Source organism: Sinomonas soli, assembly GCF_054782415.1.
In genome coordinates this window covers 25,382-48,205 of the sequence record NZ_BAAGSN010000006.1, presented here as the reverse complement: position 1 = coordinate 48,205, position 22,824 = coordinate 25,382, and the positions used below count along the sequence as shown (strand labels likewise).

General features: G+C 67.1%; 16 protein-coding genes and 1 tRNA gene. 4 read left to right on the top strand and 13 right to left on the bottom strand.

From position 1 onward, the window contains the following. Positions 1–114: 114 nt before the first annotated feature. Positions 115–1,392 (bottom strand): GmrSD restriction endonuclease domain-containing protein, encoded by a 1,278-nt coding sequence (locus ACYVKZ_RS05840; RefSeq protein WP_460991123.1) that lies wholly within the window; start codon positions 1,390–1,392, stop codon positions 115–117. Between the two features lie 171 nt (positions 1,393–1,563). Here ACYVKZ_RS05840 and ACYVKZ_RS05835 point away from each other — a divergent pair, with 171 nt between their 5' ends. After that, complete coding sequence (locus tag ACYVKZ_RS05835; RefSeq protein ID WP_460991122.1) at positions 1,564–2,058, top strand: helicase associated domain-containing protein; 495 nt, start codon at positions 1,564–1,566, stop codon at positions 2,056–2,058. A gap of 768 nt (positions 2,059–2,826) precedes the next feature. Here ACYVKZ_RS05835 and ACYVKZ_RS05830 read toward each other — a convergent pair. From ACYVKZ_RS05830 to ACYVKZ_RS05805, 6 genes are all read right to left on the bottom strand, one after another. Beyond that, positions 2,827–3,648 (bottom strand): zinc ribbon domain-containing protein, encoded by an 822-nt coding sequence (locus ACYVKZ_RS05830; RefSeq protein WP_460991121.1) that lies wholly within the window; start codon positions 3,646–3,648, stop codon positions 2,827–2,829. Positions 3,649–3,782: 134 nt separating this feature from the next. Then, complete coding sequence (locus tag ACYVKZ_RS05825) at positions 3,783–6,911, bottom strand: type I restriction endonuclease subunit R (protein ID WP_460991120.1); 3,129 nt, start codon at positions 6,909–6,911, stop codon at positions 3,783–3,785. Then, on the bottom strand, positions 6,911–8,104 hold the full coding sequence (locus ACYVKZ_RS05820; protein ID WP_460991119.1) for a restriction endonuclease subunit S: 1,194 nt from the start codon (positions 8,102–8,104) through the stop codon (positions 6,911–6,913). The genes ACYVKZ_RS05825 and ACYVKZ_RS05820 overlap by 1 nt, the downstream gene beginning before the upstream one ends. Beyond that, positions 8,101–10,047 (bottom strand): type I restriction-modification system subunit M, encoded by a 1,947-nt coding sequence (locus tag ACYVKZ_RS05815; RefSeq protein ID WP_460991118.1) that lies wholly within the window; start codon positions 10,045–10,047, stop codon positions 8,101–8,103. Before ACYVKZ_RS05815 ends, ACYVKZ_RS05820 begins: the two co-directional genes overlap by 4 nt. Before the next feature lie 155 nt (positions 10,048–10,202). After that, positions 10,203–12,335 carry an N-6 DNA methylase gene (locus ACYVKZ_RS05810; protein WP_460991117.1) on the bottom strand — a complete coding sequence of 711 codons (2,133 nt, stop codon included), beginning with the start codon at positions 12,333–12,335 and terminating at the stop codon, positions 10,203–10,205. After that, positions 12,332–12,781 carry an NYN domain-containing protein gene (locus tag ACYVKZ_RS05805; protein ID WP_460991116.1) on the bottom strand — a complete coding sequence of 150 codons (450 nt, stop codon included), beginning with the start codon at positions 12,779–12,781 and terminating at the stop codon, positions 12,332–12,334. The genes ACYVKZ_RS05810 and ACYVKZ_RS05805 overlap by 4 nt, the downstream gene beginning before the upstream one ends. A gap of 498 nt (positions 12,782–13,279) precedes the next feature. On the opposite strand from ACYVKZ_RS05805, the gene ACYVKZ_RS05800 reads away from it, so the two are divergent. Continuing rightward, positions 13,280–15,256, top strand: a complete 1,977-nt coding sequence (locus ACYVKZ_RS05800; RefSeq protein WP_460991115.1) for an ATP-dependent nuclease — start codon at positions 13,280–13,282, stop codon at positions 15,254–15,256. 153 nt (positions 15,257–15,409) lie between these two features. Here ACYVKZ_RS05800 and ACYVKZ_RS05795 read toward each other — a convergent pair whose 3' ends face one another. The 3 genes from ACYVKZ_RS05795 to ACYVKZ_RS05785 form a co-directional block, all read right to left on the bottom strand. Continuing rightward, complete coding sequence (locus ACYVKZ_RS05795; RefSeq protein WP_460991114.1) at positions 15,410–16,642, bottom strand: site-specific integrase; 1,233 nt, start codon at positions 16,640–16,642, stop codon at positions 15,410–15,412. Then, positions 16,642–16,863, bottom strand: a complete 222-nt coding sequence (locus ACYVKZ_RS05790) for a helix-turn-helix transcriptional regulator (RefSeq protein ID WP_460991113.1) — start codon at positions 16,861–16,863, stop codon at positions 16,642–16,644. The genes ACYVKZ_RS05795 and ACYVKZ_RS05790 overlap by 1 nt, the downstream gene beginning before the upstream one ends. A 127-nt stretch (positions 16,864–16,990) precedes the next feature. Next, positions 16,991–17,066, bottom strand: a tRNA-Thr gene (locus tag ACYVKZ_RS05785). A 224-nt stretch (positions 17,067–17,290) separates the two neighbouring features. Here ACYVKZ_RS05785 and ACYVKZ_RS05780 point away from each other — a divergent pair. After that, positions 17,291–18,007, top strand: coding sequence for an HAD-IA family hydrolase (locus tag ACYVKZ_RS05780; RefSeq protein WP_460991112.1), 717 nt, complete (start codon positions 17,291–17,293; stop codon positions 18,005–18,007). A 41-nt stretch (positions 18,008–18,048) separates the two neighbouring features. On the opposite strand, the gene ACYVKZ_RS05775 is transcribed toward ACYVKZ_RS05780, so the two are convergent. The 3 genes from ACYVKZ_RS05775 to tmk are packed head-to-tail and all read right to left on the bottom strand — an operon-like array spanning position 18,049 to position 21,484. Then, the gene (locus ACYVKZ_RS05775) at positions 18,049–19,674 is read right to left on the bottom strand and encodes an alpha/beta hydrolase (RefSeq protein WP_460991111.1); all 1,626 of its coding nucleotides are present in this window, start codon (positions 19,672–19,674) and stop codon (positions 18,049–18,051) included. Positions 19,675–19,682: 8 nt separating this feature from the next. After that, positions 19,683–20,825 (bottom strand): DNA polymerase III subunit delta', encoded by a 1,143-nt coding sequence (locus ACYVKZ_RS05770; protein ID WP_460991110.1) that lies wholly within the window; start codon positions 20,823–20,825, stop codon positions 19,683–19,685. Then, the gene (gene tmk / locus ACYVKZ_RS05765; RefSeq protein ID WP_460991548.1) at positions 20,822–21,484 is read right to left on the bottom strand and encodes a dTMP kinase; all 663 of its coding nucleotides are present in this window, start codon (positions 21,482–21,484) and stop codon (positions 20,822–20,824) included. The genes ACYVKZ_RS05770 and tmk overlap by 4 nt, the downstream gene beginning before the upstream one ends. 163 nt (positions 21,485–21,647) lie before the next feature. Between tmk and ACYVKZ_RS05760 the strand changes: the two genes are divergently transcribed. Continuing rightward, positions 21,648–22,817 carry a trans-sulfuration enzyme family protein gene (locus tag ACYVKZ_RS05760; RefSeq protein ID WP_460991109.1) on the top strand — a complete coding sequence of 390 codons (1,170 nt, stop codon included), beginning with the start codon at positions 21,648–21,650 and terminating at the stop codon, positions 22,815–22,817. Positions 22,818–22,824 lie beyond the last annotated feature (7 nt).

Genomic DNA, 22,824 nt, shown 5'->3' with positions numbered 1-22,824 from the left:
CGTGCGCGGCTCCCGGATGAGACTACCCGGCCGGGGCCCGCCAGCCGTGGACTGCAAGGGGCGGTGTCAGGCGACCGGTGCGCCCGCCTGCCGGACAGCGGCCTCGAACCGGGACTACTTCTCGCAGGCGACGCCGTCGCCGTCGCGGTCCAGCTTGCGGCTGTACCCCGGCGAACCTGCGTACAGCGGGGCTGCACCTGCGGCCCGCACCGCGGCGCAGTTCGCGTACGAGACGCTGCCCGTGTCCGGGACAGGCGCGACGGGCACCGGGGGAGCGGGCGGGTCGACGGGGTCGACTGTCTGGGGCGGCGCGACCGGGGTCGGCTGGACCACCGGGGCCGTCTGGTTGGTCGGGGCCGACTGGTCCGGGCAGGAGCCCAGGATGCGGGCGATGGCGTCGTGCTCGGCCTGGGTGACCCACAGGCCGTAGGTGGCCTTCACCGAGACCTGCCGGGCGACGTACTGGCAGCGGTAGGACTTGTTCGGCGGGAGCCAGGTCGCGGCGTCGCCGTCGCCCTTGGCCTCGTTCGTCGGCCCGTCCACGGCGAGCAGGTTCAGCGGGTCGTTCGCCAGGGCGGTGCGCTGGGCGAGGGTCAGCTGCTGGGCGCCCTTCTGCCACGTGTCCGAGAGGGCCACGACGTGGTCGATCTGCACCGCGGTGCTCGTGCCGTTGCCGCGGACGAAGGAGATCGTCTTCGCCGTGTACGGGTCGTTCAGGGTGCCGGTGGCGATCCTGCACTTGCTCCCGGCGGTGAACGTCGTGTTCGTGAGGTCGCGCTTGAGGATGTCGTTGCGGGTGTCGCACCCGTTGTGGTCCACATCCGCCCACGCCTGGCCGAACTGGGCCCGGTCGTACCCGGTCTTCGGGGCCCGGCCCTTCACCGGCAGCGTCGCCAGCAGGTCCAACGCCTTGGTCGCGTACGCGGGCTGCGCCTTCGGGGCCTTGCCGTCGGCGGCGACCACCGTGTCGGGGTCCAGCGGCTCTGTGGTCGCTGTCGGAGTCGGTGAGGGGGTCGGTTCCGACGAGGCCGACGGCGACTCAGCCGTGGTGGGGGCAGGGGAGGCAGTGGAGTCGGCAGAGGCCTGCTCGAGGTGCGCGGTCCTCGGTGCCATCATGCCCCCGACGACGAACAGGACCACCGCGGCGGCTAGCGTCGCCCCGCCGATCTTCCGGCCGCCCGGGATCCGCGCCCACGAGCGGCGCCCCGTCGCCACGACGTATAGGCCGGTCAGCAGCGCCGCCATAGCCAGGACGATCAGGACGGCCCAGAACCCGCTGGAGAGGGCCCCGAGCAGGGCGATGACTCCGACGATTGCCCCGACGATCCAGGTCGACTTCCCGGGCGTGCCCGGCCTCCTCGGGCCGCGTGGCGGCAGTTGGGTGTAGCTCATATTCTCTTGTCCCCCAAGGATCAAGGTGCTCGCCCTGCCGCCCCAATGCGGAGGGCAGGCCCCGGTGTGCGTTCCGAGGCCGACAGCTCCTGAGTCTAGACTCGGGGGCTAACAGCCGCCGCCAGCGCCGCAATGCGTCGCGCCCTCGGCGGCCCGGGGAGGGGGGACACGATGCGGCAGGACCTGGTGCGCGAGCTCGCGCTGCAGATCACCGGTCTGCCGGCCATGCCCGCCGCCCGGCCCCGGCCCGAGCGGTTCCTGGCCCGCCTGTCCGCTGCCCGCGCGTTCCAGGTCGCCGAGCGGCGCCTGCCCAACCCCTCCGCTGCGGACCCGGACGAGGCCGAGCTCGGCGACTGGCTGCGCACCCAGCGCGCCCGGGCACGCACCGGGTCCGCCACACCCCAGGAGCGGGCACTGCTCGAGGACGGCCTCGGCCGGCACTGGGACGACCCGGTCGCCCGCGACCGCGCCGACACCGCCTGGGACCGCCAGCTCGCCCGCTACAAGGCGTTCACCGCCCGGCACGGGCACCGGCCCCGCCCGGTCCTGTCCGGGACCGAGCGGAACCTCTACGACTGGGCCGGCGCCCAGCGGCGCGCCCTACTCGACGGGTCCCGGCCCGACCGCATCGAAAGGCTCCTCGCCGCCACGAGAGGCACCGATTGATCTGCACGAGGCTAAGGGCGCGTGCAAGTTCGAGCCCCCGACACCGGCGAATCACCCCAAAGGCGTCGGCATGGACGCCAGGTGGCCTCAGCTCGTCCTGTCCCGGGTCCGGGCGTCCTGCGGGACGGTCCCGACGCGCACCGGTTCAGCGATTGCGGCACCTTTGGGCGGCCTCCGAACTGCGGTGCCGCACCTGGCAGGAGCCCTGTCGGTAGACGACCACGTGGCCCTTCGACTTCCTGGGCTTCGCGACGATGCGCCTCGCCCATCGGGCGCTCCCTTCACTGATTGAAGACGTCGGGACGATACCGCGAGCCCGGAGCCTGCCCAGGTTCCAGCGCTGGGAATCAGCCTTCTCGGCTTCGGCCGGTGGGAGAACAGCGTACGTGGTTCTTCCGAGGGCACGGGCTCGAGCGGGAATCCGCCATGGAATGCCAGTGCCAGCCGTGGGGAAGCTGGGGAAAGTGGGGGACAGTTCCAGCAGATCGTGAGGGCAGAAGCGGACGCCCACCAAGCCCCTCGTAATTCGGCCAGAGCCGGGCAAAGAACCCCGCTTTCCGCACCTTCCCCAGTGAAGGGCCCCGTTCTCCCAGGCGGTAACTGCAGCACCGACCACTATCGCAACTGAGTAGTCCGGCCGCCGGCGATGCCGACAGTGATCACGCCGTTCGACGGGGTTCGGGGCACTAGCACACGGCACACGAGGTACGTAGACCCCAGACCTGCCAGGGGCCAGAGCCAATTACCGCTGCCCCGACCCGTCGGGATCTAGGCCTTGTCCTTCGCCCACCAGAGGAAGGAGGAGGCGTGCTGCTGGTTGCGGAAGCCGTCTCCGAGGAGCGCCAGCAGCAGGTCGTTGCTCCAGAGTACAAGGCGGCCGATCGTCCAGGTGACTCGCTCGGGGTCTGGCAGCTCAAGGCCCCAGATCGAGCGGGCGATTTCGCGCTTGCCTGCCACGCCGGTGTACTTGAGGATCGTGAGGTACTGGTCCGGGTACACGATGCACAGGACCTTCGTGAGGAGCGACTCCTTGAAGCCCTTCATGCCGACATGCACCGTCTCGTTGATCAGGGCGGTGAGGCGGTCCTCAAGATCGGCCGGTGACGTGCCGCGGAGCAAGAAGTCGACCGCGCCGCGCACTCGTTCGGCGCCGGCTTCGGCCCCTATCTCGTTCCACGCGTCGTTGAAGACGGACATGTTGCCGGGGTTGCCCCCTGTGCCGTTGTTGGCAAAGTCCTTCAGATCCTGCGGCCGCGCCCTCGGCAGGCCCTCCGCGCTGAACACCTGCTGGTACTTGGCCCAGTATGCCGCCATGGTTGGATCAGGCTCCGGTGCCTGCTCCAGAAACTCGGCTTTTAGCTCGTTTGCCCGTTCCAGCTTGACGGGATCGACATCGCCGGGCTTCGGGAATCGCTTTCGAATGTCCGCCAGAGTCGGCCGGGACACGCTCTGGCGGGCAGGCTCCCCGCGGAGCCATTCATGCCCGCATTCCGCACACCTAAGCTTCTTCTGCGTCCCTGACATCCTTTCGACCAGGCTCACCTGGGATGAGTCGGCCTGGCAACTGGGGCAGTCAAGATCAAGCGCCACGGGACGCGCCTTTCGAACGTGCGGGATCCGGCGGATACAGAGCCACTTTAGGTTAAGGCGCCTCGGCTAACCTCCAGCCGCGCGGCGCGATCAGGAGGACGATCTGGGCGAGCGTCTATGCAGGGCCGAAGCCGCTATTCGTCGGTTCCCGTCGCATCTCTCCCTTCCTCTGTATGGAGGTCCAAGTACAGCAGCCTGCCGAGAAGCTCGAGCATCGCCTTCTCCACTGCGCCCTTCTCGTTGAAGAGTTCGGTCATGCGGGAATGCGCATCGTTGGTCTCCGCCACGGCGAGGAGCAGCGCGTCCTTTAGGGTCGGGGATGCGAGGAATTGTTCCTCGCTGTTCACTTCGGCCTGTTCTCGCAGGTCCTCGTCCGTCTTCATCGCGTCCACGAGAGCGTTGGTCCATGAGGAGACTTGGTCTTCCCGGAAGTTCTCGCCGGCGAATTGAGAGTTCAGCCTGTCGATCAGTTCGTTTAGCAGCACCAGCCGGGGGTCGCGGTTGGCTTTTGACCCTGCGCCAGTTGTGGGCTTCAGTGGGACGACCTCGCCCTCAGCGAGGTTGAGCGTGTGCTTGCCGGTTTCCTTCTGCTTGATGTGCACCAGCTCGACGTGAGAGAGGTCTACTCGCTCGGAGCCGCCGCCCGCACGCAGGTGCGGGGTCAGCAGCCGGAAGAATACGGCGTGCTTCTCCACATCGGTGTCCTCGAAGTCGATGATCTGTGACAGGAAGTCGTAGAGGCGCACGTACGTGCTGACGTCCTTGCGGAAGATGTCGAGGTCGTCGATCGTGCCCTTGTCCTGCTGCGCGGCTGCGGTGTTGTAGGCGGCGATGTATCGCTGCTTCACCGGCTGGATCGCCCCTGCCAGGGCGTTGTTGCCCTTCTTCAGGACGAAGGCTTCCACGACGGCGTCGAGCTCCTCCGGTGTGTACCGTCCCGAGGTGTCCAGCTTCGTCTGAAGATCGTGAATCAGGTTGGGGTCGGTCGTCGCGATAATCTGGGCTTCCTCGTAGTACGGCTTGAAGGCGGCGAGGATGTCCTTCTCGCTGTTCACGAAGTCGAGGATTGTCGTCATCTTGCCGGGGAGGAACCGGTTGAGGCGGGAGAGTGTCTGCACCGCGGCGACGCCGGAGAGCTGGCGGTCCACGTACATCGCGCACAGCAATGGCTGGTCGAATCCGGTCTGGAACTTGTTCGCGACGATCATGACCCGGTATTGGTCGGTGTTGAAGGCGTTGCGTAGATCCTTCACACCGGGGTTCAGCGTGTGCTCCGTGAAGGGGCCCGGTCCGGTCTCGGGGTCATCGACTTCGCCGGAGAACGCTACGAGGCTCGTGTAGTCGGTGTAACCCATCTTGGCGATGTAGTCATCCATCGCCTTCTTGTACCGCACGGCGGCCTTGCGGGAGTCTGTCACGACCATCGCCTTCGCCTGGCCGTCGAGCAGGTGCTTCACGTTCGACTCGAAGTGCTCAATGATCACCTGGACCTTCTGGGCGATGTTCGTCGGGTGCAGCTTCACCCAACGCATCAGGCCCTTCGTCGCGGCTGACTCGTCGACCAGTTCGCCGTCGCCGTCGATCCGCTGGACCGGCCGCATCTGGCCGCCCTCGACCTTCATTGCCAGCTCGTACGCGGTCTTGTAGGTGGTGTAGTTCAGCAGTACGTCGAGGATGAACTGCTCTTCGATGGCCTGCGCCATTGTGTAGGTGTGGAACGGTCGCGGCAGTCCGTCCTGACCGGGCGTGCCGAACATCTCCAAAGTCTTGGCTTTAGGCGTCGCAGTGAACGCGAGGAAGGAGATGTTGTGCGTGTCGGCCTTCGCCTTGGCCTCAGCTGCGAGGATTGCCTCGACGTCGACCTCGCCACCGTCGGCCAAGTCTGCGGCCTCCTGCTCGGAGAGCACCTGCTTGAGCTTGCTGGCCGTCTGCCCGGTCTGGGAGGAGTGGGCCTCGTCGGCGATGACCGCGAAGCTCCTGCCAGCAAGGGCCTTGTTCTCCTGGATTGCCTGGAGGACGTGGGGGAATGTCTGGATCGTCACGACGATGACGAGCTTGCCCGAGGAGAGGGTCTCTGTCAGATAGGAGGACTTCGAGGAGAAGGACTTCTTCGCGGCCTCGGTCCTCGAGATCGTGGCGACAATTCCGCTCTTGGACTCGATCTGCTTGATGGCCTCCTGCAGCTGGGCATCGAGCACGTTGCGGTCGGTCACGACGATGACGGTGTCGAAGACTTTCTGGTTGTCCGCGTCGTGCAGGGTGGCGAGCCTGTGGGCAGCCCAGGCGATCGAGCGGGTCTTGCCGGAGCCGGCTGAGTGTTGGATGAGGTACCGCTGGCCGGGGCCGTTCTCCCTGGCGTCGGCGACGAGTTTGGTGACTGCGTCGAGCTGGTGGAACCGCGGGAAGATCAGCACGTGGCCTGTCGTGGTTTGGCCGTTTTTCTCGTCGGTGTGCTTGGTGGTCTCGTAGTGGATGAACTTCCCGAGGATGTCGAGCCACTGGTCGCGTTGGAGGACTTCGCGCCACAGGTAGGTGGTCGGCGATCCTCCGTCTTCGTCGGGGCCGTTGCCGGAGTGTCCGTCATTGCCTCGGTTGAACGGGAGGAAGCGGGTCTTCTCTTTCGCGAGCCTCGTGGTCATCCAGACCTCGTCGTTGCTCACAGCGAAGTGGACAAGCGCACGCGTGCCAAAGCCGAGCAGCGGTTCGCCGGCCGGGTCCCGGTCTTGCATGTACTGCTTCTTCGCGTCCCCGATGTTCTGCTTATGATCGGTCTTCAGCTCCAGCGTTGCGACCGGGATGCCGTTGAGGAACAGCACCAGGTCGATGGAGTTGTTGTTCTTGGTCGAGTAATGGACCTGGCGCATGACCCGCAGGCGGTTCGCCCTGTATCGGTCGTTGACGGTCTGGTTGACGTCCTGCTCGGGGCGCTTCTGCATCAGCACGAACGTGGCAGGGGTGTCCTTGAACCCTGCCCGGAGCACCTGCAGCGACCCGCCTACGGGCTGTCCCTTGTCGAGCAGCGCTGCCAGCCGTGCCAGGATCTGATCCTTGGCCTTCGCCCTGGCCTGCTCCGGCATAGACGGCTTGACCTTCTTGGCGAGCTCGTTCGGCTGAGTCTGCTCGAGCCAGGCGAACAGGTCCTCGGGGAACAGCGCCCGTTGCCGGTCGTAGCCGGTGTCATCATGACTGAGGAGCCAGTCGTGCGCCTCGAGGTACTCGCAGAGCTCCCGCTCGAACTCGGACTCCCACGTCTGGTTTGCCATCAGGCTCCTCCTGTATAGATCTGACCGGTGACGGCGGCGGTGATTAGGGCACTCCGCCGTTCCTTGGCGAGGCCGATGTGCAGCTCCACCTTGTCGATCAGAGCGTCGATCTTGGCAATCTCGCGATCGAGATAGTCGACGATTTCTCGTTGCTCATCGAGTGGTGGGATGGGCAGCGGAAGGTCAATGAGCATCGGGCGACGCACCGAGTCGACGGTCGACTTGGCACTCCCGTCGAGAGCGGCCTTCGCGAAGCGCGCCGAGAATGAGTAGAAGAAGAACTTTGGGGTTACACGGCGGAACCGACGCATCACATAGACGCGTTGGTGGGCCATGAACCGACCGTCGACAAGGTGGAAGACCTTCCCAACCCCAGCGCCATCACCCGCGGTCAGGACTGCAGGGCCCTCAAACTCGTACGTTTGGCTCTGAAGTGGGGTATCCGAACGAACATAGAAGGGGAACTCGCCTTCTTCATCTGCGTCTTGCGTGTCTCCCGACCCTGTTCCGACATCGCAGAGGTAACGACACCGTATCGGTTCGAAGACAACATGCCCCCACCTCTCCGTGGCAGTGAGCACTGTCGCCGAACGTCGCTCGCGGAGGCGCTCAATCAGGGCGGTCTGCTTTTCGATTAGATCATCGATCAGTGCTGTCTCTCGGTCTAGATAGTTGGCGATCGCGCGTTGTTCTTCGGCTGGCGGAAGAGGTAGATGAATCTTGGCAAAGTCCTGGTAACGGATCGATTGACCGTCCCGAAGCTGATTGACCGTGACACGCAGCGCTTGGATATATCGGTCCGATTTCAGTAGCCACCGGAAATAGGGCCCGAATACTCCGTGGCGAGGGGTCAACACCGTGTAGGCAAGACTCACCTTGCCGGGAATCGTTGATCGTTCGATGCCCCCTTGGAACGACCGGAGATGGATGATGAAGTCTCCCGGCCTAACGCGCTTCATGTTGTCCGCACCAGTCAGGTTGAGAACCACGCGTGTGCCAGTGATTTCCATGTATTCCGCTTGAGTCACTACCCCGAACTTCTGCGACGGAGTCAAATGTTCGTCGTCATCGGCGCTGAGCTCCCGGCGGTCCTTGAAGAGCGCTTTGGCCGGGACTACCGCCCAGCTTTGCGGAATCCGAGGCAGCCAATCGTGTCCTGTCTCGACGAGATCGCGAACTTGCGTGGGTGTCACGCCTCCACCTTCTGGAGCAGGTCAATGATCTCGGCCGTGAGCTGGTTGAGTTCGGCGTCGATCACGTCGAGCGGCCGCGGAGGCACGTATTTGTAGAACAGACGCGTGAACGGAATCTCATAACCGATTTTCGTTTTCGACTCGTCGATCCATGCGCTGGCGACGTGTGGCTTCACCTCGCGTTCGAAGTACGCTTCAATGCTGTCGCGGAACGGCACCGTCTCGGTGTCTCTCAGGTCGGTGTCGGGTTCGATGTTGCCTTTGCTGTCGGTGCAGACCTCCGCGGAGTCGTCGCGTCTGCCGATGGTCTGCCCAATTGCCTTGATGACGGGAGTACTCACGATCGTTCCGGCCGCCTTGAGTGCCAACCGTAGTGCCCGGGTGAACTCATCGCGATTCTTCCATGCCCTACCTTCAAGTGCAGTCAAGGCAGTGCTTACGGCTCGCTGATCGGTATCGCCGAGCTTCTGCACGGCCTTCACCGCTCGAACTGCTGTGGCAGTCTCCGATGTGACTTCAAAGTGCAGGCGGAGCGGCTGCTCGACGGTGACCTCCCAGTAGCCGAAATCTGCTGGTTCAAGGATCTTCGACTCCTCTGTTTCCTTGAATTCGGCGTAAAGCTTCACGATTGCAGCGCGGTCCGCGTCTCCGATCTCTCGGTTCTTCGATCCAAGATTCTTGCGGAGTTTGGTCCATCGGCTGGTCGCATTGATCAGCTGGATCTTTCCTCGACGCTCGGCAGGCTTGTGGTTGTCGAGGATCCAGACGTAGGTGGCGATTCCGGTGTTGTAGAACATGCTCGTCGGCAGTGCGACGATGCAGTCGACCAAGTCTGATTCGACCAACCAGCGGCGGATCTCCGACTCACCAGAGCCGGCGCCTCCAGTGAATAGGGGCGAGCCGTTGAGGACGATGCCAGCGCGGCCACCGGAGTTCTCGATCCCTGCGGTGGCGGGGCGCATCTTGGACACGAGGTGCTGGAGGAACAGCATTTGCCCATCGCTGATACGGGGCAGCCCAGCATCGAAGCGCCCATCGCCACGTGCGTGCTCCTTGCGGACAACCTCCTCTGCGGCCTTCCAGTCGCCGCCGTATGGGGGGTTGGAGAGGCAGTAGTCGAAGCGTGACTCAGCATGGCGGTCGTCCCGGAGAGTGTCTCCGAGGCGGATCGAGTCGACGGCCTGACCCTTGCCGATCATGTCGGACTTGCAGATGGCGTAGGACTCGTCGTTGAGCTCCTGCCCGGCCAGCGTGACCTTGGCCTTCGGGTTCATGGCCTTGATTGCTTCTTCAGCGACCGAGAGCATCCCGCCTGTGCCGGCGGTGGGGTCATAGATCGAACGCACAACGCCTGAGGTCGCGAGCAGGTCATCGTCGGGTGCGAGCACAAGGTCGACGATCAGCCTGATGGCGTCCCGGGGAGTGAAGTGCTCGCCCGCCGTCTCGTTGGAGGCAGTGGAGAACTTGAAGATAAGGTGTTCGAAGACCTCCCCCATGTCGGCGTTCGACACCACGTCGGGGTGGAGGGGGATGTCGGAGAACTGCTCGACGATCAGGTAGAGCCGGTCCTTCTCATCGAGCTTGTGTACCGTCTTGTCGAAGCCGAACCGCTCGAAGATGTCCGAGACGTTTGAGGAGAAGCCTGAGACGTAGTCGAGGAGGTTCTCGGCTAGGTTGTCTGGGTCCCCGAGCAGCGACTTGAGGGTGTAGTCGGTCCGGTTCCAGAAGTGCAGCCCATACTGCTTGCGGAGCTTGGCGGCGAGCAGATCGTCGTTCGGGGTCGCAGCGGCGAGCTCGTTGACGGCCTCCCGGTTGTCCGCGAGCACGCACTCCATGCGTCGCAGGATCAGGAACGGCAGCGTCGCCGTGCCGTACTGCGCAGGCTTGTAGACACCCCGCAGCTGGTCCGCGATGTTCCAGATGAAGCCTCCGAGAGCAGACATGCCCTGCCTTCCGTGTTCTCGCTCGTCATTTCTTGCCGGTTCGCTGGTAGCCGCTATAAAGGATCGCGGGTTTCCAGGATCAGTCTGATGGCAACCATATCCGCCTGAGCGCGGGGTGCCGTGAAGGCCCGTTGCGGCTTGGGTAACGGCCCGAATCAATCCTGAGCCCCCCGGTCCTCGGCGATCTCGATGACTCCCGTCGCGATGCCCTCGACGAGGCTGTCGCGGACCGTCGACGCGGCCTCGAGGAGCGCGCGGGCGGCGGACTGCAGGCGGCGCGACTCGGTGATGCGCTCCGTCACCCGAGCCTGTTCCGCCAGCGGCAGGAGAGGGATCTTGAGGTCCTGGACCCGGATCCGCTGAATAGTGGTGCCCAAGGACTGCCTCTGGTTGCTGGCCGTCACCAGGAATTCGGCGAGGTAGTCCGGACGCATCACGTTGCCGTTCAGGCGGAGAAGCTGGAAGTTAGGGCTCAGCAGAACCTGTCCGCCGACCGTGTCCACACGGGCGGCGAGGCCCCCCGTGTTCTGGACCAAGACGTCTCCGGGCTCAGTGATGACCGGGTCGTGCTTGAGGACACCCAGGCTGATCCGCCGTGGCTCGTCCTCCGCCCCCCGAACCCAGCTTCCGCTGACGACGGGAGTCCCCTCGCTGCTGTAGTCCTCCTCGCGGATCCGTTCGTTGGCCTTGAGCAGGGCTAACTTGCCGGCCTTGGCCAGATCGGAGACCGAGATCATCTTCGGCACCTGCGTGCCGGCGACGACAGCACCGCTGGTCAGCTTCGCCAGCGGCTCGACGGCTGCTGCCGCAGCCCGCAGCCTCTCGACGTTCATCAGAATGTCTTCCGTCTCAGGGGTATCCCGTGCCGAGGCTGTCCATCGCTGAGGGCTCAGGGTCCCGTCATCAGAGAGGATCTCCGCAACTTCAAAGGCGCCCGCAGTCATGTCCTCCGGGACTGTGCGGCGCTCACGCCATTCCTTCAGGGCAGAGGCGACGCCGTCGATGTCGATCTCCTTGCCCTGGCTCTGGTCGACCAGCAGTACGCGCGAGGGGTCAGCGCTCTCATGTGGTCTGGAGAGGACCCACAGGTTCAGGGGGATTTGAGTGTTGGATGCCAGGCCGCCGGGAAGGGCGACGACAGCCTCGACAACTCCGTCCTTTAGCATTGCTGCGCGTATCCGGCCGGTCGGACCGCTCTGGAAGGCGCTGCCCGGAGATTGAAGGACGAAGGCGCGACCACCAGGTCCGAGGTATGACAGGGCGAGTTGGAGCCAGGCGGTGTCCATGCTCGACTTCGGCGGTTGCCCGTAGGCCAGCCGCGGATCTAGATAGAGGCTCTCGTGGTCGTGGTAGGACATGCCATACGGGGGATCAACGACGACGACCTGGGCGATACCGTGCCCGAAGTTGTCAGTGTGGAACGAGTCCCCCAGCCGGACACTCATCTCGTTGTGGCCGGTCACGAGCGCACGCTGGTTCGCCTGTGCGCAGGCGACCTCGTTGACGTCCTGCCCAGTCAGAGCCACGCGGCGCTCACCCCGGCTTCCCGTCGCCAGGAGCAGGCGGCCGGAGCCCGCTGCAGGGTCGTGCACGGGGCCCGGTATGCTCTCGGCGGCTGCGGCAAGCAGGGCGACGAGAGGTGCACTGGTGGCCCACTCGTCATAGCCCCGACGGGCAGAAGTGGTCAGACGCTCCTGGAAGGATACGAAGGCTTCCCCGATTTTGGACGCGGGCACACTGTCGAGGCCCCGGATGAATCCACGGATGCCGGCGCCGCTCATGCGGTCAAGGATGGCGGTGCCGTGACCGTCCAGGAATGGGCCGAACAGAGGCTCTCTTTTGGGGCGAGCCGTTTCATAGGCGCGCATTCCGCGCTCGACCGCGCGGATGATGTCCCCGGGTTCATCGAGATTCAGCAGGTGTCGCCAGTGGGTGTCGTCGGGGAGTCCGTTGTCGAAACCCGTGGACGCCGGGTCGGAGACGTAGCGCCAAGCAAGTAGCGATCCGGTGATTAGGCCGTAGTCGCCAGGTGCTGCAACGCTGCGGAGCAGGTCCGTCGCGCTCCATACAGCGGAATCCGCTGGGAGGTCTGTGACTTCTCTGCCGTTGAGCTTGAGCCAGGCGTGAACCGCGGCGGCGTCGAAGCGGGGGCTTGCTGCGCTTCCGGCCACAGGCTTCGGGAAGTCTTTGTGCCGCTGGCGCCAGTTGCTGACAGTAGAACGGCCGACGCCGGCGAGCTGGGCAATGTCGCTGGCGGTAATGGTGACTGTGGCGTCTGGGGTGCTCATGCTGCGTCCTTTTCGATGCTGGACATGCTGACGATTTTGGAGGGGATGACCTTTTCGAGCCTCACTAGGTCGGGGCCCGCAGCGAGCCGCATTCGATGGGAAAGCCCGCTGTCCGGGGAGATGACGATGACGTTGGTCCCGGCGGCCTTGAGAGCCGCTACCGCGGGGGCAAAAATGTGATCCCCGGAGGCGACTACGACGTTGTCGTAGCGGCCCGCGATCCACGAAGTGTCGCTGACCGCCTCGATAAGGGCGGTGTCAGCGCCGTCCTTTCCGCTGCGGGCGAGGCGCTGCGCCGACCCGGCCCAGCCGAAGTAGGTGGCAGCTGCGTTGTGGTGGCTCGAGGCGATGACGGTGTGGTCGCTCTCGTTGGGCGGGACCGCCCAGTTGATGCGTGACTGGACCCTGGTGACTTCGGCTCTGGCGAGCCGACAGGTGCCTGCCATGTTCTCGATGTCAACCAGGTAGAGAGATCGGCTTCGCAGCCCGCGGGCCTTAGGAGCCCGAAGAGGGCTGGGTTGCCGTTGCATGGTTTCAACCTCCGTGAACGCCTGTGTGAATAGCTGGAGTCTAGAATGGACGCTGCAGCATTGTCAACATGCAACGTTAGTTCACAGACTGTGCGAGACGCTTCCGAGCACAGGCCGCGGCGCGGTCCCGCGACAGCAGGGCACTCTGCAGTCCGGCCCGGACGCTGGCCTTCCGGAGATCGAATCGGCAAAGACTTGCTCGCAACTGAAAGCGAGGAGGGCTTGTTCTGTACAGATCGCACCAAGCGGCCCTGCCGGGCCGGGTGGGGAGTGGGCGTGGGATAGATTCGAACTGCTGTTCCGATTGCGATGGGAGTATCGATGGCCGTTCGCTCAGAGGGGTACGAGGTCATTGGAGTCAGCCTCTTCGGTCCGCCTCCCCTGCAACAGATACATCTCCCTCTAGAGGCAGGCTTGTCCACCCTCTTCGGCCCCAACGGCGCCGGGAAGTCCTCGCTTCTTAATGGCGTCTTGGACGCACTTCGGGGCCGGGCCCGCGCGGGGTCGAAGGCCTATCTTCACGTCCGGCTGACTGGTCTGGCCAGCGATCCGGACCCGTCGGAGGTGAGCCCGTTCGAGTACTCGCTCTGGGAGGGCCTAAACGTCGACCTTAGCGACGCAGAAGGCACAACGAGACAGCGGCTCTGGCAGTGGGCAGTCTCAGCAATTGCCGCCCGCGCAGAAGCTGATGTGGCGCCCGTCGGCGACAGCATCGTCGTTTCTCTCGTGGCCGCCGGGGCCGAAGACCATCCGCAATGGGAAGCCTTCCTCGGCGAACAGCTCGGGGACGACGAATGGGCTCAGGTTGGCGCCTATGCGGATTGGCAGAGCCGCCTGCAGGAGCAGGCGGAGCTCTACAGGACGGGTGAGGGGGAGTTCCGCGCGCAGGACTTCGCGGATGAGCTCGACCGTGCTCCCGTGCTGCCATTCCTGCTGGACAGTCCAGCGCGAGAGGACCTTCCGCTGGTCGCTCCCGCCGAGGAGGCGGGCCAATACTGCTTCTGGCCGCGGACCTGGCCAGCTCCGCAGCTCGCAATTGGCCGCGCGTCGGTCAGCCCAATTGCCCTGATCACCGATGGGGTGTCGGCCCGTAGGATCGGTGAGGCCACTGGCCTGGCGCTCGTCGGCATGGCTTCCGGGACGAAGGGCTTCATCGACGTTATCGACGAAGAAGTCCGATTCAATCCTGCATTCGACAAGACGGTGCGGCACATCGAGGACCGGGCCAACGACTTCTTCGCGCTCATGGGCTACCCGCACTACCGCTTGTTCATTGATCTGAAAGCGCCGAAGGCATGGTTCGTCGGCCAGACCCCGGAGTGGCGCGCGATGCCGGCGCATTCCCCGGGACGGGAAGGTTCCTTCGCGCTTGCAGGCCTTTCGAGCGCGGAACAGAGGTGGGCCGTCGCGGCTGTCCAATGGGCTCTGGCTGAGGCCGAGGAGGACGGCAGGCCGCGGATGTTGATGATTGACGAACCCGAGCGGGGACTCCATCGGCTCAGAGAGAAGGACCTCCCGGCAGCACTGAGCGGTCTCTGCGCGAAGGACCCCGCCCTCACCGTGCTGGCAGCGTCGCATGCTCCCGCGTTCCTCGACCTCCGGTCGAACTCAGACATCCTGAGGACAACCCGGCTCCCGGGAATGCCCACCGCGGTGCACCGCATCGATTCGGCTGCGAAAGGGAGCCTTTCGCAGATCAGTGAGCAACTCGGCCTTACCTTGGGGGACGTCCTCCAGCTGACGCGGGTGTTCGTTCTGGTTGAAGGTCTGCATGATGAAATCGTCTTGGGCCATCTGCTCGCTGAGGACCTGCGCAAGGCATCAGCGCGGATTCTGGCGCTCCGCGGAGCGAAGGACCTCAGGTCGGTAGCCGAGGCGAAGTTCCTTTTCACGGCAACCGAGGCCGCTTTCCTGGTGGTCCTCGATGGGCTCCTCATGCATCGCATCCGGCCGATCTGGGGCGAGGCCCAAACGCAGTCCGCAGAAGGCAACGTTAAGGGTGCCCGACGGTCCTTGAGCCAACTGGAGAAGGTCCCCGGAGGCAGCGAAGTGAAATGGCTCCAAGAACTCGGCCATGCTGCCCTTGACACAGCCCAGCTCGACCGAATCAACGTCCACGGTCTTCGGAAGCGGGACATCGTCATGTACCTGCCTGAGGCGAGCTTTATGAGCACGCCCACAACCTGGCAGGAACTCAACGGGGAGTACGAGACCTACACGCGGCAGGTGACCCCCGCTGTGCGACTCAGCTTCAAGGACTGGCTGAGGAAGAACTACAACGCCCACTTCAAATCAGATGACGTCTTGCATGGGGCCCAGGCGGCTTCCACGAGCCGCGAAATCCAGGACATTGGGCTCACCCTCCAGAACATGGCCAGATTCAGCTCGTGAGCATCCCGGACGCCAGACGCTGATGGATATGGCGATAGCGGACCGCAGAGATGTGACGGACGGTAAGACCCGAAGGGCTGGACCAGCCGAGGACTTGTGCCTTCGTTGGCGGGGCGCGAGGGGACTTGGTTGCACCCCGCCACTTCATGTGAGCTAGAGGAAGGTTCGACCGGGCGCCAGACCCTCGAGCGCCGCAGCGTGCCTCACGGGCTCCGCCTGCTGGGGAACGTAGTACCGCCTCGTGACCGACATGTTTCCGTGACCGCCCTGTTTTGCTGCTTCGGCGAGGCCGACCGCATCGGCGACGGCCGTGAGGGCGGTTCCTCTGAGCTTGTGGGGTACGGCCCAGTCGAGCTCGACATCGATCCCTGCTAGCGCTTTGGCCTTGCGGTAGTGGGAGCGCACGTTCGAGGGTCTTACGAATGTCCCTCTGGCGGTCACGAAGCAGAGGTTGTGAGGATTCAGGGCTGGACGTTCGCGGTGCCTCCGCGCCAAGACCGCCATGACCCAGCTCGGTGCCTCGACTATGAGCTCGGGTCCGTCCTTGCGACCCTTGCGCCAGGGCTGGCGGAAGAACCGCCCCGCGACCCGCTGGTGCTTGCTGTCGGTGTAGCCGGCCTGCTCCACCAGGGTTCCACGCACGTGGATGAGGTCCAGCTCCCAGTCGATGTCGTCCCACGTGAGGGCTAGTGCTTCGCCGATCCTCACGCCACTTCCCAGCATCACCGAAAGTGTGTCCACCAGGTAGCCCGAGCGTGCCGGCCCACGGACCTCACCCGCCTGCCATTCGCGCGCCGCCCGGTGGACCACCTCCAGCTGGGCCTGCGTGAGGACGCGCGGCTTCTTCTTCGAGGGAACGGGTGCCCTGCATTCGGCCGCCGGATTGGCTGCGATGTGCCCGTCTGTCACGGCGTCCCGCAGGGCGGGCGCCAGGATGGACAGCACCGAACTCGCAGTGCTGTATCCCCGTCCGCCGCTCACCAGGCCCTTGAGCAGCCTCTGGACTCTGCCAGGCGTGAGGTCGGCCACCGGCAGATCCCCGACGGCCGGGACGATGACCCGGTTGATGTGGCCTGCGTACCCTGCCCGGGTCTGGGGGGAGATGCCATTCGAGTCGTCATTCTTATCGGGCCGTGAATCAAGCCAAGCCCACACGACGGACTCCACGGTCACTGCAGGCCCCTGGGCAGCTTCTAGGGCCTGATCGACCTTTGCCTCGACTGCGGCCCGGGCGAGGCCCTTCGTGCGGCTCTTCGCGGTTGCCTCGCGGCGTACCCCGTCCGGCGTGCAGTAGTAGCACCGCGCCCGGTACAGGCCCGCTGCGTCCTTCTTCGGAGTGACGAACGGTTCGCCTCGCTCGCCAGGCTCCATCGCGCGTCGCCCCATCAGGCGGCCTTCTTCCCGGTCACGCCCGCCCACCTGCGCAGGGCCTCGAGCTCGTAGCGGACGGTGCCGCCAGGCAGCTTGTAGTAGGCGGGGCCGATTCCTCGGCATGCCATCTTGGCCAGCCACGCCTTGGACAGGCCCAGGTAGGTGGCCGCCTCCTGACGGGTGAGGAGGATCTCGGGGAAGTCGTCGCGCGTGCGCGGTGTTGGTCTCTCGGTCATGCACAGCATGTGTGCGGAGAGGTGCGGCGCCCTCCCCGCGGTGGTCGGCAAAGTCGGACCATAAATCGGACCCTTGGACATGAAGAAGCCCCTCCTGTCTGCGTTTCCGCAGGTCAGAAGGGGTTCTTGGAGCCTCCTAGCAGGATCGAACTGCTGACCTTCTCATTACGAGTGAGACGCTCTACCGTCTGAGCTAAGGAGGCGTTCCAGTGGTCCGCCGTTCGTCGAACCACCGAGAGACAACTGTAGTCGAGCGCCTCGCCCGGGGTCAAAACGGGCCGCGGTCCGTCGGCGGCCTTCTGGCCCGCGCGCCCGGAAGCTGTTCACCGAGCGTACCCGGCGCGTTCAGGCGCCTGACCGCGGCGGCTGGGATGCTCGGCAGACCCCGGCCAGGAGGAGTGCCGGCAAGAGGAACGAGGTCCCGTCCGTGACGCTGCACCTGCGGCCGGCTGCCGAGCGCACGCCACGCCTTGCCGTGCTGGACATGAACGGCACCACCGTGACGGACGGCGGCGCCGCCGAACGCGCAGTCGAACAGGTGCTGCACGCGTGCGGAGTGGAGGGGCAGCGGCTCGCGGACGCTCTCGCGCAGTCCCGCCGCAGCGCAGGCCTGGACCGCGCAGAGCTCTTCTCCCGCGTCTTCACGGACGACGGCGGCACCGCCCGGGCGGCCTCGCGCGCCTTCTCGGACGCGTACGACGCGATGATCGCGGCCGGTGCCGTGGCGGCCGTCCCGGGAGCCGAGGAGACCGTGCACCTGCTCCGGGAGCGCGGCGTCAAGGTGTGCTTCGCGACCGGGTTCGGACGCCACACCCAGAACAGCGTCCTCGAGGCGCTCGGGTGGATGGGCCTGGCCGACCTCTCACTCTGCTCCGAGGACGCCGGCCGCGGCCGCCCCTACCCGGACATGGTCCTCACCGCGGTCCTGGCGCTCGATGTCGAGGACGTCCGCGACGTCGTCGTGGTCGGCGACACCGAGGCCGACATCGTCTCGGGCCGGCGGGCGGGCGCGGGCGGCGCGGTCGGCGTCCTCACGGGAGCACAGGCCGCCGGCGAGCTGCGCGCCGCCGGAGCCGACGCCGTCGTGCCCTCGATCGCGGACCTGCCCGGGCTGCTCTGGCCCGACGAGCCGGCCCAGTGCTGAGTCCGCCCACCGCTGAGCCGGCCCGGCGCTGAGCCGGCCGGTCAGCAGCGGGTGCCGTCGGTGGGCGCCTTCCGGTCCACGAGGTAGGAGTCCACGGCGTTGTCCACGCACGTCGAGCCGCGCCCGTAGGCGGTGTGCCCCTCGCCCTTCCACGTCAGCAGGGCAGCGTTGCCGAGCTGCTTGCGGAGGTTCCCGGCCCACTCGTACGGGGTCGCCGGGTCGCCGGTGGTCCCCACGACGAGGATCGGGCTCTGCCCCGTGTAGTGCGCGGGGGCGGGGGTGCGGACGGGCTTGTACGGCCAGTCGCGGCAGTTGACCCCGCCGTAGGCGAAGAACTCCCCGAGGGTGGGCGAGTCCTGCCTGAGCTGGGCCGCCTCGGCGCGCATCGCGGCGGGGGAGGCGTCCGTGGAGTAGTCGAGGCAGTTGTACGCCATGAAGGCGAAGTTGCTGTTGGAGCTGTAGCTGCCGTCCTGCTCGCGGTCTGCGGCGATGTCCGCGAGCCGGAGCATTCCGCTGCCGTCGCCCTTGAACGCGCCCACGAGCGCCTGGGTCAGGGCCGGCCAGTTCTTGTCGTTGTACAGCGGCAGGATGAAGCCGTTGACGAAGTCCGTGACGTTGATGGTGCGGCCGCTGTTGGTGTGCAGCGGGCTCTGCCGCACGGTCGCGAGCAGGGCCTGGATCTTCGCCACGCCGGCGTCCTCCGACCCGGAGAGCGGGCAGTCGGACTGCGTGAGGCACGAGCGCACGTACGCGTGCACGGCGGCCTCGAAGCCCCGCGCCTGGCCGCGCGTGATCTCGTGGTTGTCGAGCGAGGGGTCCAGCGCGCCGTCGAGCACCATGCGGCCCACGCGGTCCGGGAAGAGGGTCGCGTAGGTGGAGCCGAGGAACGTGCCGTAGGAGTAGCCGAGGTAGTCGAGCTGAACCTGCCGGGACGCCGCGGCACGGATGATGTCCATGTCCTTGGCCGCGCTGACGGTGTCGGTGTGGGCCAGCATGGGCCCGCTGTGCGCCTGGCACGCGTCGATGAGCTTCTTCTGCTCCGCGAATGTCGCCGCGAGGCCGGCGTCGGTGCCGGGGTCGGCAGTGAACTCCCGCAGCGCGTCCCGCTCCTGGTCGCTCACGCACGTCACCGGTGCCGAGCGCTTGACCCCGCGCGGGTCGAAGCCGATCACGTTGTAGGAGTCGAGGAGCTTCGCGGAGAACATGGTCTGGGCCGAGTCCTTAACCATGTCGTACCCGGACCCGCCCGGACCGCCGGGGTTGACCAGGAGGCTCCCCTTGGCGTTGCGCCCGTTGAGGCGGATGAGCGCTAGGTCGGCGGTGTCGCCGGCCGGGTTGGCGTAGTCGACCGGCACCTTGACGGTGGTGCAGTCGAACTTCCCGCCCTCGCACGGGCTCCACTGCGCGTTCTGCGTGTAGAACTTCTCCAGGCCCGCGGGGGCGCCCTGGGTGGCGGCGGGATCGCTGCCGGGCTGCGAGCCGCCCGCGGACGGGGTGCAGCCGGTGAGGACCAGGAGGGCCGTCACGATCGCGGCCAGCGCTGCCGCGGCGCTGGCGTGCCGCGGCCTCTCGCGCACGACGCCTCCCCGCGCCGTCCGCGGGCGGGCTGCGGCGGCGCTGGAGCCCGGGCGGGAGCCGGCGGGGCGCGGGGAAGCAGGGAACGTCACGGGTCTCCTCAGATCAGGGCAACGGCCATCGCCTCGACTGCGAGCAGCGGGGCGACGTTCGTGGTGGTGATGCGTTGACGGGTGGTGTTGATGGCGTCCATGCGGGCTAGGGTGGCCTCGGGCGTGGACTGCGCGGCGAAGGCCCGGATGTCCTCGGCCAGCTCGGCGTTGACCGGCTCGAGGCCGCCGTCGAGCTGGACCATCAGCACGTCCCGGTAGAACGAGAGCAGGTCGGTGAGGGTGCGGTCCAGGGAGTCCGTCACCGAACGCTTGGCCCGGCGCTTCTGGTCCTCCTCGAGCTGGCGGACCTGCGCGCGCAGCGAGGGCGGCAGCTTGTCGCCCTCGGCTACCCCGAGGGTCTCGAGGAGCCGGGCCCGCTCCGCGGCGTCGCGCTCGTCATTGGACGCGTTCGCTTCTTCGGTGGCGATCTTCACGAGCTGTTCGGCGAGGGCCACGGCCTGGGAGACGGTGGCGAGCGCCAGCGGAGCGCGCACGGTGTCGGTGCGCCGCTGGCGTGCCGTGGGGTCGTTGGCGAGCCGGCGCGCGATCCCGATGTGGCTCTGGGCCGCCCGGGCCGCCTCGAGCGCGAGGCGCGCGTCGGCGCCGTCGCGCTCCACGAGCAGCGCGGCGACGTCCTGCACCGGCGGCAGGCGCAGGCCCACCGGGCGGCAGCGCGAGCGGATGGTCACGAGCACGTCGGCGGGGGAGGGGGCGCACAGCATCCACACCGTGCGCGGTGTGGGCTCCTCGATGGCCTTGAGGAGCACGGTGGTGGTCCGCTCGGCCATGCGGTCGGCGTCCTCGACCACGATCACCCGGTAGCGGCCGGTCTGCGGGCGGTCGCCGGCCTTGGCGACCATCTCGCGGGCCTCGTCGATCGTGATCGTCACCTTCTCGGTCCGCACGAACTCGACGTCGGGGTGGGTCTCGGCGAGGACCGCCTGGCAGCCGGGGCACTCCCCGCAGCCGCGCGCCATGACGTCGTCGGCCTCGCAGTTGAGGGCGGCCGCGAAGGCTTTGGCCGCCGTGGAGCGGCCCGAGCCCGGGGGGCCGGTGAACAGCCAGGCGTGGGTGAGCCCGTCGCCGGCGGCAGCGCGGCGCAGCTGCTCGACCACGGGGGCCTGGCCGCGCAGTTCGTCCCAGACGCTCATGCCGGTGCCTCGCCGGCCGCCGCGGGCGCGGTGAGCGCTGCCCGGACCCGCCCGAGCACGTCCGCCGCGAGGTCCTCGGGCGCCCGGGCCGCGTCCAGCACGAGGTAGGCCGCCGGATCGGCGGCGGCGAGGTCGAGGAAGGCCCTGCGCACGCTGCGGTGGAAGTCGTCGGGCTCGGACTCGAGCCGGTCCTCCTCGCCCTGCCCTGCGGTGCGGCGGGCGCGGCCCTCGCCCTCGTCCACATCGAGCACCACGGTCACGTCCGGCCAGAGGCCCTCCGTGGCCCATTCGTTGAGCCCGCGCACGTCCTCGGGGCCGAGCCCGCGCGCCACGCCCTGGTAGACCACCGAGGAGCCGATGTACCGGTCCGTGATCACCACGGCGCCCCGCTCCAGGGCCGGGCGGATCGACTGGGCCACGTGGGCGGCGCGGGCCGCGGCGAAGATGAGCGCCTCGGTGCGCGGATCGATCTCGCCGTGGCCGTGCTCGAGCACGAGGCCGCGCAGCTTCTCGCCGATCTCCGTCCCGCCCGGCTCGCGGGTCAGGAGCACCTCGTGCCCCTCGGCGCGGAGGGCCTCGGCGAGGAGCCGGGCCTGGGTCGACTTGCCCGCTCCATCGCCGCCCTCGAACGCCACGAAGAGCCCCGCGGCGGAGCGCAGGCCTGAGCCGTGCGGAACTCCGGGCTGGGGGCTGGACTGGGAGACGACGGGGGAGATCACCGCTTCTAGGTTACCGGTGGATGTGCCCGTCGCCGCAAAGGCCCCCGGGCCCTGTGGATACCGCTCGCCGTGTCCGGGCTCACCGTGTCCTAGATTGGGACGCATGACAGCCGACCCCGAGTACCCGCACCTCGACGACGCAGCCCTGGCAGCCCTCGCACCGGAGACGCTGGCCGTCGCCGCGGGCCGGCCCCAGCGCGGCACGGACTCCCCGGTGAACCCAGAGATCGTGCTCTCGTCGACCTTCGTGGGCCTCGGCGGGGTGGGCGAGGGCGCCCGCGGGTACGCGCGCTTCTCGAACCCGACCTGGGAGCCGTTCGAGGACGCGGTCGCCAAGCTCGAGGGCGCCCCGCTGCCGGCGCTGCTGTTCAGCTCCGGGATGGGCGCCGTCGCCGCGGCGCTGAGCCTGGTCCCCGTGGGCGGCGTCCTCGTGGCGCCCCGGCACTCCTACTCGGGCACCCTCGGCCTCGCCCAGCTCAAGGCGGAGCGCGGCGAGCTGACACTCCTCGAGGTCGACATCGAGGACACGGGCGCCACGGTCGCGGCGCTGGACGGCGCCGACATGCTGTGGGTCGAGAGCCCCACGAACCCCATGATGGAGGTCGCCGACCTCCCGGCCCTCGTCGCCGCCGCGCACGCCTCAGGCGTGCTCGTGGTCGTCGACAACACGTTCTCGACCCCCCTCGGGCAGAAGCCCCTCGGCGTGGGCGCGGACGTCGTGGTGCACTCCGCGACCAAGTACCTGGCCGGCCACTCCGACGTGCTCCTCGGCGTCACCGTGACGGCGGACGAGCAGCTGCGCGCCCGCCTGCACCAGCACCGCACCCTGCACGGGGCGATCGCCGGCCCGGTCGAGGCCTGGCTCGGGCTGCGGGGGCTGCGCACCCTGGCCCTGCGCGTCGAGCGCTCCCAGGCCACCGCGGGCGAGCTGGCGCGCCGTCTCGATGCCCACCGTGCCGTCTCCCGCGTGCGCTACCCCGGGCTGCCCTCGGACCCCGGCCACGAGCGCGCCGCCGCCCAGCTGGCCGGCTTCGGCTCGGTCATCAGCATCGAGCTCGACGGCGCCGAGGCCGCCGACGCGTTCGTGGGCCGCGTCGCGCTGTGGCTGCCGGCCACGAGCCTGGGCGGCGTCGAGTCGACCATCGAGCGCCGCCGCCGCCACCTCGCGGAGCCGCACACGGTGCCGGACGGACTCGTGCGGCTCAGCGTGGGAATCGAGAATGTCGAGGACCTGTGGGAGGACCTCCGCCAGGCGCTCGGCTCCGGACGGTAGGCTGATC

Bases quoted from the DNA above. Each gene is read 5' to 3' on its own strand.
- ACYVKZ_RS05815 (WP_460991118.1), bottom strand. From the start codon at position 10,047: ATGTCTGCTCTCGGAGGCTTCATCTGGAACATCGCGGACCAGCTGCGG.
- ACYVKZ_RS05795 (WP_460991114.1), bottom strand. From the start codon at position 16,642: ATGGGGCGACGCGCGATGGAGCCTGGCGAGCGAGGCGAACCGTTCGTC.
- ACYVKZ_RS05790 (WP_460991113.1), bottom strand. From the start codon at position 16,863: ATGACCGAGAGACCAACACCGCGCACGCGCGACGACTTCCCCGAGATC.
- ACYVKZ_RS05840 (WP_460991123.1), bottom strand. From the start codon at position 1,392: ATGAGCTACACCCAACTGCCGCCACGCGGCCCGAGGAGGCCGGGCACG.
- ACYVKZ_RS05810 (WP_460991117.1), bottom strand. From the start codon at position 12,335: ATGAGCACCCCAGACGCCACAGTCACCATTACCGCCAGCGACATTGCC.
- ACYVKZ_RS05805 (WP_460991116.1), bottom strand. From the start codon at position 12,781: ATGGCAGGCACCTGTCGGCTCGCCAGAGCCGAAGTCACCAGGGTCCAG.
- ACYVKZ_RS05825 (WP_460991120.1), bottom strand. From the start codon at position 6,911: ATGGCAAACCAGACGTGGGAGTCCGAGTTCGAGCGGGAGCTCTGCGAG.
- ACYVKZ_RS05770 (WP_460991110.1), bottom strand. From the start codon at position 20,825: ATGAGCGTCTGGGACGAACTGCGCGGCCAGGCCCCCGTGGTCGAGCAG.
- ACYVKZ_RS05835 (WP_460991122.1), top strand. From the start codon at position 1,564: ATGCGGCAGGACCTGGTGCGCGAGCTCGCGCTGCAGATCACCGGTCTG.
- ACYVKZ_RS05760 (WP_460991109.1), top strand. From the start codon at position 21,648: ATGACAGCCGACCCCGAGTACCCGCACCTCGACGACGCAGCCCTGGCA.